This is a genomic window from Aureimonas psammosilenae (genome assembly GCF_009176975.1).
In the GTDB taxonomy this organism is placed as follows: domain Bacteria; phylum Pseudomonadota; class Alphaproteobacteria; order Rhizobiales; family Rhizobiaceae; genus Plantimonas; species Plantimonas psammosilenae.
In genome coordinates this window covers 395,712-412,531 of record NZ_WEZG01000003.1, presented here as the reverse complement: position 1 = coordinate 412,531, position 16,820 = coordinate 395,712, and the positions used below count along the sequence as shown (strand labels likewise).

Below are 16,820 nucleotides of genomic sequence, written 5' to 3'. Positions count from 1 at the left end.
GCTATCGCCGGCCGGCAACCCAAGGAGAGAAGCTTCATGAGCATTCGTCGCATCGAGCCCGGCAAGCGCATGTCCGGCGCCGTGATCCACGGCGACACCATCTATCTGGCCGGTCAGGTCGGCGATCCGTCCGGCGATCTCAAGGCGCAGACTGAGAGCGCCCTTGCCGAGGTGGACCGCCTTCTGGCGGCTGCCGGCTCCTCCAAGTCGAAAATTCTCTCGACCCAGATCTGGCTGAAGGACATCGCCGATTTCGGGGCGATGAACGACGTCTGGGACGCCTGGATCGACCCCGAGAACCCGCCGGCCCGCGCGACCATGGGCAGGGCGGATCTGGCGACGCCCGATTATCTCGTGGAAGTCATCGTCGTCGCCGCGCTGTGATGGCCTTGAACGGTCAGACCATCAACTGACCGCCGTTCACCTCCAGAACCTGTCCGGTGACGTAGCCGGACAGGCGCGAGGAGGCGAGGAAGAGATAGGCGGGGGCGCAATCCTCCGCCGTGCCGAGCCGCTTCATCGGAATGGCCTCGGCCGTCGCGCGCAGCTTCTCCTCGGAGGAATAGCGGCGATGGAAATCCGTCATGATCGTGCCGGGGGACACGGCGTTGACGCGGATGTTGTCCGGCGCAAGCTCGCGCGCCAAAGCCCGCGTCCAGGTGGAAAGAAAGGCCTTCGCGCTCGAATAAAGCGAGGAGCCGGGACTGCCGCCGATCCGGGCCGAAATCGACGAGGTGTTGACGATGGCCGCGTCGTCGGACGCCTGCAGCGCCGGCATGAGCGCGGTGGTCAGCGCAACCACGGAGCGGATGTCGAGATCGAGGATGCGGTCGTATTCGGCATCCGTGACGGTCGCGGCGGGAATGCGCCCGCCCATGGTGCCGGCATTGTTGACGAGAACGTCCACCCTGTCGCCGCCGCGAAGGATATCCTTCGCCAGCGCCTGCCCGCTGCCGGGTGCCCCGAGATCGGCCGTCAGGATCGTCAGCCGCGCCAGCGCCTCGTCGCTGAGACCCGGCGTCAGGTCGCGCGCCACATATTCCTCGCTCCGCCCGGCATGGGCGACGACATCCGCGCCGGCGAACAGGAAGGCGCGGGCCACCGCCGCGCCGATGCCGCGCCCCGCGCCCGTCACCACGACGCGCTTGGTTGAAAACAGGCTCGTATCGAAGCCGTGGTTCATCCGTTCTCTCCCGTTCTCGCCGCCGAAAAACCGGCGACGATCGCGCCGACCGTCACGATCAGCCAACCGGCGATCATCGCCATGCCGCCGGCCGGCGCCGCTCCCTCGAACAGTCTTTCGCCGAAAAAGAAGCGTTTCGCGAGGTCTCCGGAAAAAAGAACCACGCCGACGAACAGAAACAAACCGGCAAGGGGCGCGAGGCGCAGGCGTTCCGGTCTGATGGTGGCCAAGGCGAGAAGCGCCGGCGCATGAACGAGCGCCATTCCCGCGCCCGTGGCGATCAATCGCGAATCGCCCGTGCCGTGGGCCGCGACGGCTGACATCGCGACGCCGCAGGCCCCGCAAAACCCGGCGGCGGACCCGAGGAAAACGGTGGAGTATCTCTTCATACGTCTCTCCGGAACGAACAGGCCGCTGCGGCAGGCTTGCCTCGCCCTCCGTCATCGGGTCACATCTGGCGATGACGAAGCGCCATGCCCCGATAGCCGACATTCTTCCTATCATGATCGAGATCGCGATCGAGGCTGGCGCTTTGGTGATGCGCGGCTTTCGCGGAGAGCGCGAGTTCGACGCCAAGGACGACGGCTCACCGGTGACCGAATGCGACAGGGGCGCGGAGGAACTGATCGCGGCGCGCCTCGGAGCCGCGTTCGCGGCCATTCCGGTGGTCGGAGAGGAAGCGGTTTCGGAAGGTCATTCACCCGGCGAACTCGGCCAGCGCTTCTTTCTGGTCGACCCGCTCGACGGCACACGCGAATTCGTCGCCGGCCTGCCGGACTTCACCGTCAACATCGCGCTGGTCGAGGACGGCGAGCCGGTGGCGGGCGTGGTTTTCGCGCCGGCCTATGGCGAGTTGTTCTTCGGCTCGCCCGAAGGAGCAGCCAAGGAGCGGGTGGCGAAGGACGGCGGGCGGCAGGGCGCGCATCCGATCGGTGCAAGGCTCGCGCCCGAACGGCTCATCGCGGTCGTCAGCCGCTCGCATTACGACAGCGACACGGACGGCTTCCTGGCCGGCCATGAGCTGGAAGCGACGGTGCCGGTCGGCTCTTCCTTGAAATTCTGCCGGATCGCCGAAGGCGCGGCGGATCTTTATCCCAAGCTCGGCCGCACGATGGAATGGGATACGGCGGCAGGGCAGGCGGTGCTGGAAGCGGCGGGCGGCAGCGTGCGCCAACTCGACGGTGTGCCGCTCACCTACGGGCGGCGCTTGGGGCAAGGCCGCGCCGATTTCGCCAACCCGCCCTTCGTCGCGCGCGGGCGAGACGATCCCGCTTCCTGACGGGCGGCAAACTCGACAAAACATTCCCATATGCGCCATTGCTGACCCGCCGGAGCAAAGCGTTCCGGTGCCGGCCGGCAGATTCAACGGAAGATCGAACAGCGCCTTGACGACATCCGACACGCCTTTCGCCGCATCCTCGAAACTGTCGCCGCCGCGCGCCGAGCGCCGGCCGCTGCGCCTCGAAACCCACGGCACCCCGCGCATCGACGATTATGCCTGGCTGCGGGCCGACAACTGGCAGGAGGTCTTCAAGGACGCCAGCGTGCTCGACCCGGCGATCCGCGCCCATCTCGATGCCGAGAACAACTATCAAGCGACGCTTCTGAAACCGCTCGATAAGTTGCGCGAGGCCCTGGTGGCGGAAATGCGAGGGCGCATCAAGGAGGACGATTCTTCCGTTCCCGCGCCCGACGGGCCGTTCGCCTATGGCATCGCCTACGAGCAGGGCGCGGAATATCCGCGCTTCGTCCGGCGCGCGCGAGACGGTGGCGCCGAGACCGAAACGGTGATGCTGGACGGCGAGAAGGAAGCGGAGGACAAAAGCTATTTCTCGCTCGGCGAGGTCGCCCATTCCTCCGATCACAGCCGTATCGCCTGGTCGCGCGACGACAAGGGTTCGGAATATTACGCGATTTCCGTGCGCGACCTCTCGAACGGCGAGGACGCGCCCTACCGGATCGAGGATACGAGCGGCTCGGCCGTCTGGACCGCCCGCTCGGACGGCTTCTTCTATGTGCGCCTCGACGCCAATCACCGGCCGAGCCGCGTCTTCTTCCATCGCCTCGGTGCCGATCCGTCGGAGGATCGCCTCGTCTACGAAGAAACCGATTCCGGGTTCTTCATGGGCGTCGGCTCGACGCAGTCGGAAGAGTTCGTGGTGATCCATATCCACGATCACCAGACCTCCGAAGCCTGGCTGATCCCCTCCGCCAATCCGGCCGCCGAGCCGCGTCTTCTGGCGGAGCGTGAGGAGGGCGTCGAATACGATGTCGACGAGGCGAACGGCACTCTCTTTATCCTGACCAATGCCGATGGCGCGCGCGACTTCAAGATCGCGACGGCCCCGACCTCGTCCGCCTCGCGCGCCGACTGGACGGATTACGTGCCCCATGAAGACGGGCGGCTGATCCTCGACCATCTCGTTTTGAAGCGGCATCTCATCTGGTTGGAGCGCCGGGACGGCCTGCCGCGCATCGTCGTCAAGCGTCTCGCCGATGGCGAGGAGCACGCCGTCGCCTTCGCGGAAGAGGCCTATTCGCTGGGGCTTTCGGGCACCTACGAGTTCGACACCACGACGATCCGTTTTTCCTATTCCTCGCCGACGACACCGAACCAGACCTTCGACTACGATGTCGAAACGCGCGAGCGGCGGCTTCTGAAGACGCAGGAAGTGCCCTCCGGCCACGATCCGGACGCCTACGTCACGCGCCGCATCTTCGCGCCCGCCGCCGATGGCGAGACCGTGCCGGTGACGCTGCTTTATGCCAAGGACACGCCCCTCGACGGCACGGCGCCGCTGATGCTCTACGGCTACGGCGCCTATGGCATCACCATCCCCGCATCCTTCTCCACCAACGTCCTCAGCCTCGTGGATCGCGGCTTCGTTTACGCCACAGCCCACATCCGCGGTGGCAAGGACAAGGGCTTCCGCTGGTACGAGGAAGGGCGGCGCGAGCATAAGACGAACAGCTTCACCGACTTCATTGCCGCCGCCGACCATCTCGTGGCCGAGGGCTACACCTCCTACGAGCGGATCGTGGCGCAGGGCGGTTCGGCCGGTGGCATGCTGATGGGCGCTGTGGCCAATCTCGCACCGGAGAAGTTCGGTGCGATCGTCGCGGCTGTGCCTTTCGTCGATGTCCTCAACACGATGCTGGACGACACCTTGCCGCTGACGCCGCCCGAATGGCCGGAATGGGGCAACCCGATCGCCTCGACGGAGGACTTCCACCGCATCGCCGCCTACAGCCCCTACGACAACGTCGAGGCCAAGGGCTATCCGCCGATGCTGGTTCTGGCGGGCCTGACCGATCCGCGCGTGACCTATTGGGAGCCTGCGAAATGGGTGGCGCGGCTTCGCGAAAAGAAGACCGACAACAACGCCATCCTGTTTCGCACCAACATGGATGCCGGCCATGCCGGCGCTTCCGGCCGCTTCAACCGCCTGGAAGAGATCGCGCTGATCTACGCCTTCTCGCTCCACGCGATGGGGAAGGGTTGAACTCGAACCAAACGAAAAAGCCCCGGCGACCGGCCGGGGCTTCGATAGGCAACCGAGACGGTGGGCGCGATCAGGCGCCGGTCTTCTCGTAGAGTTCGAGGACGTGGTCCCAGTTGATGAGGCTGTCCACGAAGGCTTCCAGATACTTCTGCCGGGCGTTGCGGTAGTCGATGTAGTAGGAATGCTCCCATACGTCGACGCCGAGGATCGGCGACGCGCCGTGAACCACCGGGTTCTCGCCGTTCGGCGTCTTGACGATCTGAAGCTTGCCGTCCTTCACCGCGATCCAGGCCCAGCCCGAACCGAATTGCGTCATGCCGGCCTGGATGAAATCGGCGCGGAACTTGTCGTAGCCGCCGAGATCGGAATCCACCGCCGTTTGCAGCTTGCCCGGCAGGCTCTTGCCGCCGCCATTCGGCTTCATCCACTGCCAGAAGTGGATGTGGTTGAAGTGCTGGCCGGCATTGTTAAAGAGCGGCTGGTTCTTGCCGTAGGCTTCCTTCATCACCTCCTCGACCGACTTGTCGCCAAGTCCGGCTTCGGCCGCGAGCTTGTTGCCCGTTTCGACATAGGCGTTGTGGTGCTTGTCGTGGTGGTATTCGAGGGTTTCCTTCGACATGAAAGGCTGAAGAGCCTCATAGTCGTAGGGAAGGGGGGGAAGCGTGAAAGCCATGACTTGCGTCTCCTTCGAAAAAAGGCTCGCCCAGCGGGGGCGCGGCGTGTGGCGGTTTGGCACCGTACGAAACCGCGCTCCTATCTAGAGCGCCTTGCCGATTCGGCGAAGCGTTAGGTTTCGCTGACGGCAGATCGGGCAAAGCGCGGTGCGGTCGCGATATCGTGGCGCAATGGACACGCTCGCGTCATCCCGCGCGGTTGGCAGGAACCTTCCCGAAGATGCAAGGTTGAGGCGAAAACATGCGTGGACGAACGCCGGCTAGAGCGCGGCGCCACCTCGCAGGAAAGGTTGACTGGAGATGGAAGAGTTTCACCCGCGTGAGCTTTCGCGCCGCTCGTTTCTGACGGCCTGCGGCATTGGCGTGTCGGCGCTTGCCACCGGATGCATGAGCGGCGGGCGGGCCCGCATCGCCGACTCGGCCATCGGACCGGCCTATTACTCGCCGGCCAATGGCGGTGCCGGCTATTCGGCACTGGAGCCGATGCCGGGCGCGGCCGGCGTACCGGCCGAATATGTTGCGATGTATGGGCCGATCGAGGACGAAGGCTTCCTCATCCCCGGCATCGACTTCACGCGCGTCGACCAGCGTTATCTGCGCCGCGTCGTGCCCGATCCGACGGGCGCCGCGCCCGGAACGATCACCATCGATACCGCCGGACGCTTCGCCTATCTCAGCCAGGGCGGGGGCACGGCGATGCGCTACGGTGTGGGCATCGGGCGACAGGGCTTTTCCTGGGAAGGCGACGCGGTTGTCCAGTGGAAGCGCAAATGGCCGCGCTGGACGCCGCCGACCGAGATGATCGCACGCCAGCCGGAACTCGAAGTCTATCGCGACGGCATGGAAGCGGGGTTGAAGAACCCGCTCGGCGCGCGTGCCCTGTACCTGTTCCATAACGGGCAGGACACGCTCTACCGCCTCCACGGCACGCCCGAATATTGGACCATCGGCCACGCCGTCTCGTCGGGTTGCGTCCGTTTCATGAACCACGACATCATCGACCTCTACGACCGGGTTCCGAACGCCTCGAAGGTCGTCGTGATCCAAGGCGGCGGCGTCGCCTGACGTCTTTCGACTCGCGAAGCCGCAACGAAAAAGGGAGGGCCGAAAGCCCTCCCTTTTCACATGGATCGCGGATCGTTCAGCGCGTCATGCGCGTGGCGTAGATCGCGTCGAGGCGGCGCTCGTTATTCTCGGCTCGCGTCATGGAGCGCAACAGGAACAGATCGACGAGCTGGCCGATGCCGAGAAGGCCGAAGGTCACGAGCCAAAGAAGGCCGCTCCAGAAACGGCCGAGATAGAAGCGGTGGAGACCGCAAACGCCGCCGAAGCAAAGCAGCCAAAGGACGAAGGCCGCAAGGCCGGATTTCTGGGAAGGGACGGGTGTCATGGCACTACTCATGACGCTTATATGACAGCGGAACCCGAATTTTTCGAGAGGTTCCGTTCACCTGCCTCGCTTCAAACTTCCGAGAATGCCGCGCAGCACCGCCGAGGTGATGGTGGAAGCGGCCGTCCGCCCGACCTGCTTCAAAACGGCCTCGGCCACGGTCTGCCGCTGGTATCCACCAGGCGAGCGCCGCTCGGGCGCGCGACGGGACGGACGGCGGTCCTCCGATTCGTCGGCCGTGTCGTCCCGACCGCCACCCCCGAGGCCGAAATCGGGAAGCTGGAAGCCGGTGCGGGTACGGCGAGGTTCGGGAGCGTTCTCGGCCGGCGGCTCCTCCGCGCGGGCACGCGCCCGTTCGGCCCGGCGAACGGTTTCCGAACGACGGGTCTCCGCATCCCTCGCGGCCTGCTCACGGGCGAGTTCGGCTGCCGCGCGGCCGGTCAGGATCTCGTAGGCGGATTCCGGATCGACGGCATTGTCGTAGTCGCCCGCGACGGGGCTTCCCGCGATCACGGATTCCCGTTCGGCCGGCGTGATCGCGCCGACCTGCGCCGAGGGCGGCCGGATCAGCGTGCGCTCCACCATCGACGGCACCCCGCCGGTTCCGAGCGTCGACACGAGCGCTTCGCCGACGCCGAGCGTCGTGATCGCCTCCATCGTGTCGAAAGCGGGGTTCGGCCTGAAGGTTTCGGCGGCGGTGCGAACCGCCTTCTGTTCTCGCGGCGTATAGGCCCGCAGCGCGTGCTGGAAGCGATTGCCGAGCTGCGCCAGGACGCCTTCGGGCAGGTCCAGCGGGTTCTGCGTGACGAAGTAAACGCCGACGCCCTTGGAGCGGATCAGCTTCACCACCTGTTCGACCCGGTCGGCCAGAATCTTCGGTGCGCCGTCGAACAGGAGATGCGCTTCGTCGAAAAAGAACACGAGCTTCGGCTTGTCGAGGTCGCCGACTTCGGGAAGCTCCTCGAAAAGCTCGGACAGAAGCCAAAGAAGGAAGGTGGAATAAAGCCGCGGGCTCATCATCAGCTTGTCGGCGGCCAGAACATTGACGGTCCCGCGCCCGTCGCGGTCGGTGCGCAGGAGGTCGGCGATCTTGAGGGCCGGCTCGCCGAAGAAGTTTCGCGCGCCCTGTTGTTCCAGAACCAGAAGGGCACGCTGGATCGCGCCGATCGTCTGCTTGGCGACGTTGCCATAGCTGCGCGAAATCTCGTCGGCATTCTCGCCGACATGGGTCAGCATGGCCTGGAGGTCCTTCAGGTCGAGAAGGAGAAGGCCTTCGTCGTCGGCGATCTTGAAGGCGATGTTGAGAACGCCCTCCTGCGCTTCCGTCAGGTTCATGAGGCGCGACAGGAGGAGGGGGCCCATCTCCGCGACGGTGGCGCGCACCGGATGGCCCTTCTCGCCGAAGATATCCCAGAAGATCACCGGATAGCTGTCGTTGTAGTAGGGCTCCAAGCCGACATCGGTCGCGCGCTTCACCAGCGCGTCCTTCGCTTCGCCGCGCTTGGAGATGCCGGAGAGGTCGCCCTTGATGTCGGCGCAGAACACAGGAACGCCGGCCTCCGAGAAGCCTTCCGCGAGCACCTGGAGCGTCACCGTCTTGCCCGTGCCGGTCGCCCCGGTGACGAGGCCGTGGCGGTTGGCGAAGCGAAGATCGAGATACTCGGCCTTCGTCGGCTTGCCCGATCCGTCATGGCCGAGCCCGACGAACACCTTGCCTTCTTCCAGCATGACGACAGGTCTCCCGATATCTCCCTTCGTTTATAAGGACCGCCTCACCGTTTCAAAGGTGCCCGGCGGATAGAGACCCATCACGATGACCGATACCGAACTGATTCCACGAACCGTTATCAAGCCGAAGGTCGAGCGGCCGAAGCTGCACAAGGTGATCCTCGTCAACGACGACTACACGCCGCGCGAATTCGTGGTGAGTGTGTTGAAGGCGGAGTTCAGGATGGGGCCTGACGAGGCGCATCGCGTGATGGTGACGGCCCATCGCAAGGGAAGCTGCGTGGTGGCCGTGTTCACCAAGGACATCGCCGAAACAAAGGCGACGCGGGCGACGGATGCCGGTCGGCGCTTGGGCTTTCCGCTGTTGTTCACCACGGAGCCCGAGGAATAGGACGGCGCTGAGGAAACGCGCCGTCCGTGTTGATTCAGCAGGTGCCGTTGCCGGTCGAGCCGGCGGGGCAGTTCGGATTGGTGTTTCCCGAACGGGTGTTGCCGCCGGTCATGCCCGTCCCGCCATTGATCGGGTTGGAGGTCGGGTCGGACGCATTGCCGGTATTGCTGCCGTCCACCGTGCCGCCGTTGACGGTCGCGCCGCCCGTGCCGCCGAGCGCACCGTTCGTGGTGCCCGTGGCCGCGCCGCCCGTATCCGTGCCGGCCGAGGAGCCCGTATTGCCGCCGCCGGCCGTGCCTGCCGTTCCGGTTCCGGTGGTCGCGCTGCCCGTGCCGGTTGTGGAGCCGGCGCCGCCGGAACCTGCACCCGCGCCGCCCGTGCCCGAGCTTGCACCACCCGAGCCGCCACCCGCACCGCCGCCGCCTGCACCACCGCCCGCACCGCCACCGGCCTGCGCATAAGCGCCGGACGCCGCGCCGAGTCCGATCACGAGAGCGAGCGCCATCGAGCCGATCTTGTTCATCATGCCTGTCCCTGTCTCTGCGGCCTCGATGCGAAGCCTTCCAGGGATAGACGCCCCATGCAGTCGCCTCGTTCCGAAACGTGGGGATCATTTCCTCGCCCACCGCACGAAAAATCGCGCAGTTCGCCGGCGCATGGGGCGGCCCGCTTATCCTTGCGCGGAGGCGATGCCCTGTTTCAACAGCCGCGACAGTTCGTCGAAGGCCTTGCCGCTGAAATTGTCGGCCGGCTTCTGCGTGATGGCGCTGTAGATGATGGGCACGAGGTCCACGGCCTGGTCGAGCGCGGCGTCGCCGCCTCGCGCATAGCCGCCGAGAAGGCGCAGGTCCCGCGTGTCCTCGTAGCGCGAGATCATCGAGCGCAGCCGCATCACGAGTTCGCGTTCCTGCGCGTCCCAGCAAAGGTCGGAAAGGCGCGAGATGGATTTCAGGACGTCCACGGCCGGGAAGCGGCCTTCCTCGGCGATGGAACGCGACAGGACGATGTGGCCGTCCAGCGTGCCGCGAATTGCGTCGGCGATCGGCTCGTTGTGGTCGTCGCCGTCTACCAGAACGGCGAACAGGCCGGTGATCGTGCCCTTGCCGATTGGGCCGGGGCCTGCGCGCTCCAGAAGGCGCGGAAGCTCGGAAAAGACGCTCGGCGGATAACCGCGCGCCACCGGCGGCTCCCCGGCCGCCAGCGCCACGTCGCGAGCGGCATGGGCAAGGCGTGTCACCGAATCCACGATCAGGAGAACGTCGTCGCCCTCGTCGCGAAAGAACTCGGCGACCGACATCGCGGTCTTCGGCGCCAGCCGGCGCATCATCGGGCTTTCGTCGCCGGTCGCGACCACGGTGACGAGGCGCGAGAGGTCGCCCGCCATGGTGACTTCCAGAAATTCACGCACCTCGCGGCCGCGCTCGCCGACAAGCGCCACGACGATGGTGTCGAAGCCCTTGGCGCGCGCCAGCATGCCCATCAGCGTCGACTTGCCGACGCCGGAGCCCGCGAAGACTCCCATGCGCTGGCCCTTCACCAGCGGCGTGAAGATGTCGATCGCCTTCACGTCGGTCCGCGCCGGCTTCTCGACGCGCCCGCGCCCCATGGCGGTGTCGGGCATCGTGTCGGCGGCGCATTCGCGCGGGCCTCGTTTCAGGGGGCCGAGATTGTCGCAAGGGCGACCGAAGGCGTCGACAGTGCGGCCTTTCCAGCTCTTGGCGGGGGCGATGGTGACGGGGCCGGTGCGCCAGGCGGGGCTGCGCACGCCGGAGCGGAAATTGGCGCTGAACGGCTTCACGGTCGCCGTTCTTTCTTCGACGCGCACGACCTCGCCGAGTTCGTCGCCGTCCGGTCCGGCCGTCGCGACGCAATCGCCAAGCCGCACGAAGGGCGACAGGCCGGCGACGCGGAACGCCTGCGCGGAAACGTCGACGATATGACCCGAAACGCGGATCAGGGGGTCGTTGAGCGAGCCCCGTTCGGGGCGCTGATGGCGTTGCACCGGATCAGGCCTTCGACCCGAGCGAAGACACCGCGTCGTCCAGCGACTTCTCGGAGGTCTGAATCAGGTTGGAAGCGCTCTCGAAGGCGCGCTGGACGTCGATGAGGCGGGTCATTTCCAGAACCGGGTTGACGTTGGCGCCTTCCACGAAACCCTGCATGACGCTGGTGCCGGCGAAGTCCACCACCGGCTGCGCCGCCACGTCCGGCCGGACGCCCGAAGTGCCGACGCGCGTCAGCTTGGCGTTGGCGGGCATCTCGAACAGGCCGACCGCGCCGATCTGCACGCCGTTCTGGGACATCATGCCGTCGCGGGCGATGGTCACCGCGCCGCCGTTCGGGTTGACCTGAAGGGGCGCGCCGCCGACGTCGAGGACGGGCTCGCCGTTCATCGAAACGAGGTCGCCGGCTTCCGTCATCGTCATGCGGCCGTCGCGGGTATAGATCGGCCCGTTGGCGCCCTGGAGGGCGAACCACGCCTTGCCGTTGACGGCCATGTCGAGCGTGTTGCCGGTCTGCGTCATCTCACCGGTGCGGGTGGAGATGTAGTGCTCGCCCGTGGAGGCGAAGGCGACCGGCTCCTTGGCCGCCTGCGACATGAAGGTCTCGAACTTCACCTCTTCGGCGCGAAAGCCGACGGTCCTGACATTGGCGATGTTGTCGGCGATGGTGTTCAGCCGCTTTTCCATGGCGAGCTGCGCCGAAAGGGCCACCGGGAGCGAGGTCTGCATCGATGATCCAGTTCCTTGGGAATGTCGTGAAGCGGAAGGTTCGGCGAAGCGGCGAGCGCCGGACATGGCGTTTCGACCTGAGCCTCCCGCGACCATCGTAACCCACGCTTGCGCCAGCCTTTCCCGGCTTCCGTCAGGCTCGCACAAGTCCTTGTTCGTACCCCGGAAGGATAAGAAATAAGGGAACACCGTCATGGGCGTTTTGCTCGGACTTGTCGTTACGATCGCCTGCGTCCTCGGCGGCTATGTCGCCGCCGGCGGCCACCTCGACGTGCTCTGGCAGCCCTATGAACTCGTGATCATCCTGGGCGCGGCGCTCGGCACCTTCCTGATCGGCAATTCGATGAAGGTCGTGAAGGATACCGGCAAGGGCGTGATGGAGGCCTTGAAGAACTCCGTGCCCAAGCAGGCCGAGTATCTGGCGCTCTTGAGCCTTCTGCATTCCCTGATGCGCGAGATGCGCTCCAAGCCCCGTTCCGAGGTCGAGGAGCATGTCGACAATCCGGAAGCCTCCGCGATCTTCTCGGCCTATCCGACGATCCTGAAGGACAAGCCGATCCTCAACTTCATCTGCGACTATTGCCGCCTCATCATCATCGGCAACGTCAAGGGCCACGAAGTCGAGTCGCTGATGGACGAGGAAATCCAGACCGTGTCGCGCGACACGCTGAAGCCGGCGAAAGCGCTTCAGGACATCGCCGACGGCCTGCCCGCGCTCGGCATCGTCGCCGCCGTTCTCGGCATCGTCCACGCCATGGGCGCGCTGGACCAGTCGCCGGAAGTTCTCGGCCACCTCATCGGCGCCGCACTTGTCGGCACCTTCGCCGGTATTTTCTTCTCCTACGGCGTGTTCGGCCCGATCGCCCACAAGGTGAAGGTGGTGCGCGAGAAGAAGCTGCGCCGCTACGTGATCGTGAAGCAGACGCTGATCGCCTACATCAACGGCGCCATGCCGCAGGTCGCGCTCGAATACGGCCGCAAGACGATCTCGGCCTATGAGCGCCCGACGATCGACCAGGTCGAGTCCGAGACCATCGGCGGCGGTTCTTCCGCCCAGGCCGCCTGATCTGGGAAGGATTGAGGTCCAACAATGTCGATGACAGCCGAACGCACCATCGAAGCGCAGATCCGGTCCGCTTCGCGGATCGAGCCGGACAAGCTGCCGCGCTTGAAGCTTCTCGGCGACGCATGGGCCGATGCCGCGGCTGAGGCCTTCGGCGAGTTCTGCACCAGCCCGGTCGAGATCGAATGCCTCGGCGTGTCCAGCCTCGTTCTTTCCAAGGGCGCGCCGGAGATCGGTGAGGTCGCCTTCGCCACGGTGCTGCGTTCGCCCAAATGGACCGAGATCGGCGCTCTTCTCGCCGATCCGGCCGCCTCCGACATCTTCGCCGAAGCCATCTTCGGCGGCGTCGGCAAAGGATGGCGGGGTCCGCGTCCGGCAACGGCGCTCGACCGGCGCTTGACCGAAAAGGGCTTGTCGAGCTTCGCGGAAACGGCCAATGCCGTGTTCGCCGAGATCGCGCCGCTCGATATCCGCCCGGATGTCTTCCTGTCCTCCACCATCGCGGAGGAACTGGACGACCTTCTGGCGAAGGACGCGCGGGGCTTCGTGGTCATGACCTTCGGGCTGAAGCTCGGCGACATGGCCTCGACGTTGCGCGCGGCGATCCCCGAAAAGGCTTTCGCCATGCATCGGCGCAAGCTCGCCGTGGTCCCGGAACGCGCGGCCCCGGCCGTGGACGAGACCTGGGCCAAGAACATCCAGGAAGGGCTGCAACTCGCCGATCTTCAGGTGAGGGCGCTTCTCGACGAGCGTCAGATCACGCTCGGCGAGGTGGCGAGCTTCGCCGTCGGCCAGACGATCGTTCTCGATGCGACGATGGAAAGCCTCATCGTCGTGGAGTGCGAGGAGCAGCGGCTCTTCCGCGGACGCATAGGAATGACACGCGACGCCTACATGGTCCGGATCGAGGAAAAGATCGATCCCACGGAGGAATTTATCGATGATATCCTCGCCGATTGATCTGGCTCTTCTGGGTGCGCTGGCCTTCACGGGCTGGCGCACCGTCGTTATGGCGCGCGAGCTACGCGCCCTTCGTCGCGGCGAAACGGAAATGTCCAAGGCGCTGCGCGACGCCGATGCCGCCATCAACCGCGCGGCCCATGCCGTGGTGATGCTGCGCTCGGAAGGCGTCGAGATCGTCGCCGCGCTGGACGAGCGCATTTCCGCCGCCCGCGACGTGGCGGTGGAACTGGAAGACACGATCCGCGTCGCCGACCGCCGGCTGGCCGTGGCCAACGATGCCGCCGCGCGCCCGCAGCCGGCCGGCGGCCCGCAGGACACATGGCTCGGAATGATCGAGTCCCGCCTCGCGTCAGGTTCCGCCGCTAATCGTTAACGACGGGTTTCGCCGACAGGGAACCCGCCCGAGCGGGCGGGCCTCCAAGGCGGAACGAAAAGACGATGCCGACCTCACAAGGAGACACGAGGATGATGGACGACGAGATGGACGGCAAGGACGAACTGGATACGTCCGCCTTCGATTTTTCGGACGCCGACACCTTCGCGATGCCGGCGGTCGAGGACGACGAGCCGTCGCAGGCGCACGTCGAATCCAAGCCCGACCTCAACATCATCATGGACATTCCCGTGACGATGCAGGTGGTTCTCGGATCGGCGGTGATGCCGGTGGCCAATCTCGTGAAGCTCGGCCGCGGCGCGGTGGTGAAGCTCGACACCTCGATCGGCGACCCCGTGGATCTGATCGTCAACGGCCGCATCGTGGCGCGGGGCGAGGTGGTGGTTCTGGAGAACGAGGAATCGCGCTTCGGCATCACGCTTACCGAGATCGTGTCGCCCGGCGCCAAGCCGCAGCGCGCCAAATCCGTCAATGCCTGAATAACGCCTGAACCCTGATGAGCCTCGCTTCCTATTCCGAATTTTCCGGCGGCGTCGATGTCGTCATGCCCGGTCCGGCGAAGGCGGCGGTGCTGCTTCTCGCCCTGGGCGCCAACGGTGCCTCGCGGCTGTTGAAGCATTTCAGCCCCGACGAGCTGCGTGCGATGAAGGACAGCGTCGCGGCTCAGAAAAGCGTTTCGGCCGACCAGCTCGACCAGCTCGTGAACGACTTCCAGGAGGAGTTCAAAAGCGGTTCCGGCTTGTCCGATCTCGATGACGAACTCGGCCGCCTGATGCGCAGCGTCCTTTCGGCCGACGAGATGAGCAACATCTTCGGAGCCGACGACTTCATCGACCAGAGCCTCTTCACCGGACCGATCCTGAACGTCTGGGAAGAAATGGAGAAGCTCGGGACCCCGGCTCTCCAGGCCCTTCTTTCGGCCGAGCATCCGCAGGTCGCGGCCGTGATCCTGTCGCGCATCGAGCCGGAAATCGCGGCGGCGGTGGTCGCCGGGCTCGAAGGGGACCTGCGCAACGACGTGATGCGCCGCATGCTCGACGCCAAGGCCCTCGGCGGAGCCACGGAAGCGCTGGTCGAGGAAAAGATGCGCGAAGTCTTCGTGGCCGGCTCCGGCACGGCGGAGAAGAAGGCGCGGCGCGCGGCGCTCGCCGAGATCGCCAACCGCATGGAAAAGGTGCAGACCGACGATCTCCTGGCCTCCATCGAAGCGCGCGAGCCCGACGAGGCCAAGGCCATCCGCAGCCTGCTCTTCGCCTTCGAGGACCTGCCGAACGTGCCGAAGAAGGCGCGCCTCATCCTGTTCGACTCGGTGCCGTCGGAATCCGTGACGCTCGCCCTTCGCGGCGCGTCGCCGGAACTCATCGAAGCCGTCACGTCCTCGCTCGCCGCCAGAGCGCGGCGCATGGTGGAGGCCGAACTCGGCCAGGCCGCCGAGGTGTCGGCCAAGGATGTCACGGCGGCAAGGCGCACCATCGCCTCGCTCGCGCTCCGACTGGCCTCCGAAGGCCGCATCCTCCTGACGGCCTCCAGCGAAAGCTGAGGGTTCCGTCAAGGCAGTTTTAAGACGGTTTAGGGCAGGATCGCCGTGGCCGAAGGTGCCGAGAAGGACTCAAGGACAGAGGAAGCGACCGAGAAGCGCATCCGCGATACCGTCGAGAAGGGCAATCTGCCTTTCTCCAAGGAAGCGCCCATTCTCGGTTCTCTTCTGGCCTCCATAGCCTTCACGGCCTTCGCCGCGAGGGATGTTTCCGATTCGCTCGTGTCGAATCTGCGATCAACCTTCGAGAACCCAACCCAATGGGATATCGAGAACGGTGCCGACGCCCTCCACTTCCTGCAAGGAGTCGCCCTTCAGACCGGGCATTTCGTGCTGCCCGCCACCGGCTTCTTCCTTGTCGCCGGCATTCTGGCCTCGGTTCTGCAGAACCCGCCCCAGGTCAACCTGGAACGGATTCGGCCGAAATGGTCCAATCTGTCGCCGGCCAGCGGCTGGAGCCGCATGTTCGGCGTCAAGGGCTTCACCGAGTTCGGCAAGGCGCTGTTCAAGTTCGGCGCGGTCACGATCATCGTGGGTTGGATTCTTTCCAGCAACCTGGCGGACACGATGAAGACCATGTTCTCCGATCCGCTGGCCCTGCCGGAAACGCTGCTTTCGCTCGCGATGCAACTCCTGGCGATCGTTTCGGTCGCGACGATCGCGCTTGTCGCGGCCGACCTTCTCTTCTCGCGCATCCATTGGCGGCGCGATCTCCGCATGTCCAAGCAGGAGATCAAGGAGGAGATGAAGGAGCAGGAAGGCAATCCGATGGTGAAGGCGCGCCAGCGCCAGATCGCCCGCGAGCGCAACCGCAAGCGCATGATGGCCGCCGTGCCCCAGGCGACGCTCGTGATCGCCAACCCGACGCACTACGCCATCGCGTTTCGTTATTCGCGCGAGGACGGCGGTGCGCCGGTGGTGGTCGCCAAGGGCGCCGACCTCATCGCGCTGAAAATCCGCGAAATCGCCGAAGCCAACGACGTGCCCGTGTTCGAGGACAAGCTCTTGGCAAGGTCGATGTACGACCATGTGGAAATCGACCAGATGATTCCCTCGCAGTTCTACAAGGCGGTCGCGGAACTCATCTACTTCCTGCAGTCGAAATCGACTGCACGGGCCGGCGCCGCCTGACGGCGCGGCATTGTTCAGACTTCCGGCAAAGGATGATCTTGCCGGATCGCCTCCCGGCCACCGTTTGTTTCGACGGTTGATCGGTTCCGTAGCGGCCCAGTTTCGTCGCGTGATGTGTATTTGACGGTTGG

19 protein-coding genes are annotated in these 16,820 nt (G+C 65.5%); 11 read left to right on the top strand and 8 right to left on the bottom strand.

What is annotated here, in order from left to right; all coding sequences use genetic code 11:
• Nucleotides 1–36 precede the first annotated feature (36 nt).
• Nucleotides 37–384, top strand: a complete 348-nt coding sequence (locus tag F9929_RS08685) for a RidA family protein (protein WP_152046156.1) — start codon at nt 37–39, stop codon at nt 382–384.
• A 13-nt stretch (nt 385–397) separates the two neighbouring features.
• Here the strand turns inward: F9929_RS08685 and F9929_RS08680 are convergent, their stop codons facing one another.
• Both F9929_RS08680 and F9929_RS08675 read right to left on the bottom strand, forming a co-directional pair.
• On the bottom strand, nt 398–1,183 hold the full coding sequence (locus tag F9929_RS08680; RefSeq protein WP_152046155.1) for an SDR family NAD(P)-dependent oxidoreductase: 786 nt from the start codon (nt 1,181–1,183) through the stop codon (nt 398–400).
• Nucleotides 1,180–1,572: a DUF423 domain-containing protein gene (locus F9929_RS08675; protein ID WP_152046154.1), complete on the bottom strand. Its 393-nt coding sequence runs from the start codon at nt 1,570–1,572 to the stop codon at nt 1,180–1,182. Before F9929_RS08675 ends, F9929_RS08680 begins: the two co-directional genes overlap by 4 nt.
• Nucleotides 1,573–1,685: 113 nt before the next feature.
• Here F9929_RS08675 and cysQ point away from each other — a divergent pair, with 113 nt between their 5' ends.
• Together cysQ and F9929_RS08665 are read left to right on the top strand one after the other, a co-directional pair.
• The gene (cysQ, locus tag F9929_RS08670; protein ID WP_235919118.1) at nt 1,686–2,462 is read left to right on the top strand and encodes a 3'(2'),5'-bisphosphate nucleotidase CysQ; all 777 of its coding nucleotides are present in this window, start codon (nt 1,686–1,688) and stop codon (nt 2,460–2,462) included.
• Nucleotides 2,463–2,568: 106 nt separating this feature from the next.
• Nucleotides 2,569–4,686 carry a S9 family peptidase gene (locus F9929_RS08665; RefSeq protein ID WP_152046152.1) on the top strand — a complete coding sequence of 706 codons (2,118 nt, stop codon included), beginning with the start codon at nt 2,569–2,571 and terminating at the stop codon, nt 4,684–4,686.
• A 70-nt stretch (nt 4,687–4,756) separates the two neighbouring features.
• Here the strand turns inward: F9929_RS08665 and F9929_RS08660 are convergent, their stop codons facing one another.
• Nucleotides 4,757–5,359, bottom strand: coding sequence for a superoxide dismutase (locus tag F9929_RS08660; protein ID WP_152046151.1), 603 nt, complete (start codon nt 5,357–5,359; stop codon nt 4,757–4,759).
• A gap of 301 nt (nt 5,360–5,660) precedes the next feature.
• Between F9929_RS08660 and F9929_RS08655 the strand changes: the two genes are divergently transcribed.
• Nucleotides 5,661–6,425, top strand: a complete 765-nt coding sequence (locus F9929_RS08655; protein ID WP_152046150.1) for a L,D-transpeptidase — start codon at nt 5,661–5,663, stop codon at nt 6,423–6,425.
• Nucleotides 6,426–6,501: 76 nt separating this feature from the next.
• On the opposite strand, the gene F9929_RS08650 is transcribed toward F9929_RS08655, so the two are convergent.
• A complete protein-coding gene (locus F9929_RS08650; protein ID WP_152046149.1) occupies nt 6,502–6,750 on the bottom strand; it encodes a TM2 domain-containing protein in 249 nt (82 codons plus the stop codon).
• A gap of 57 nt (nt 6,751–6,807) precedes the next feature.
• Nucleotides 6,808–8,478: a helicase HerA-like domain-containing protein gene (locus tag F9929_RS08645; RefSeq protein WP_152046148.1), complete on the bottom strand. Its 1,671-nt coding sequence runs from the start codon at nt 8,476–8,478 to the stop codon at nt 6,808–6,810.
• 85 nt (nt 8,479–8,563) lie between these two features.
• Between F9929_RS08645 and clpS the strand changes: the two genes are divergently transcribed.
• A complete protein-coding gene (gene clpS / locus F9929_RS08640) occupies nt 8,564–8,869 on the top strand; it encodes an ATP-dependent Clp protease adapter ClpS (protein WP_152046147.1) in 306 nt (101 codons plus the stop codon).
• Between the two features lie 34 nt (nt 8,870–8,903).
• Here the strand turns inward: clpS and F9929_RS08635 are convergent, their stop codons facing one another.
• The 3 genes from F9929_RS08635 to flgF form a co-directional block, all read right to left on the bottom strand.
• Complete coding sequence (locus F9929_RS08635) at nt 8,904–9,392, bottom strand: hypothetical protein (RefSeq protein ID WP_210251318.1); 489 nt, start codon at nt 9,390–9,392, stop codon at nt 8,904–8,906.
• 147 nt (nt 9,393–9,539) lie between these two features.
• A complete protein-coding gene (locus tag F9929_RS08630) occupies nt 9,540–10,871 on the bottom strand; it encodes a FliI/YscN family ATPase (RefSeq protein WP_152046145.1) in 1,332 nt (443 codons plus the stop codon).
• A 4-nt stretch (nt 10,872–10,875) separates the two neighbouring features.
• The gene (gene flgF / locus F9929_RS08625) at nt 10,876–11,601 is read right to left on the bottom strand and encodes a flagellar basal-body rod protein FlgF (protein WP_152046144.1); all 726 of its coding nucleotides are present in this window, start codon (nt 11,599–11,601) and stop codon (nt 10,876–10,878) included.
• 193 nt (nt 11,602–11,794) lie between these two features.
• Here flgF and motA point away from each other — a divergent pair, with 193 nt between their 5' ends.
• The 6 genes from motA (at nt 11,795) to flhB (ending at nt 16,689) form a co-directional block, all read left to right on the top strand.
• Nucleotides 11,795–12,667: a flagellar motor stator protein MotA gene (motA, locus tag F9929_RS08620; protein WP_152046143.1), complete on the top strand. Its 873-nt coding sequence runs from the start codon at nt 11,795–11,797 to the stop codon at nt 12,665–12,667.
• Between the two features lie 30 nt (nt 12,668–12,697).
• On the top strand, nt 12,698–13,624 hold the full coding sequence (locus F9929_RS08615; RefSeq protein ID WP_193227662.1) for a FliM/FliN family flagellar motor switch protein: 927 nt from the start codon (nt 12,698–12,700) through the stop codon (nt 13,622–13,624).
• A complete protein-coding gene (locus F9929_RS08610) occupies nt 13,605–14,000 on the top strand; it encodes a hypothetical protein (protein ID WP_152046141.1) in 396 nt (131 codons plus the stop codon). The genes F9929_RS08615 and F9929_RS08610 overlap by 20 nt, the downstream gene beginning before the upstream one ends.
• A gap of 170 nt (nt 14,001–14,170) precedes the next feature.
• On the top strand, nt 14,171–14,500 hold the full coding sequence (fliN, locus tag F9929_RS08605) for a flagellar motor switch protein FliN (protein ID WP_193227668.1): 330 nt from the start codon (nt 14,171–14,173) through the stop codon (nt 14,498–14,500).
• Nucleotides 14,501–14,517: 17 nt separating this feature from the next.
• A complete protein-coding gene (locus tag F9929_RS08600; RefSeq protein ID WP_152046140.1) occupies nt 14,518–15,561 on the top strand; it encodes a FliG C-terminal domain-containing protein in 1,044 nt (347 codons plus the stop codon).
• Between the two features lie 45 nt (nt 15,562–15,606).
• Nucleotides 15,607–16,689: a flagellar biosynthesis protein FlhB gene (gene flhB, locus F9929_RS08595; RefSeq protein WP_152046139.1), complete on the top strand. Its 1,083-nt coding sequence runs from the start codon at nt 15,607–15,609 to the stop codon at nt 16,687–16,689.
• Nucleotides 16,690–16,820: the final 131 nt, after the last annotated feature.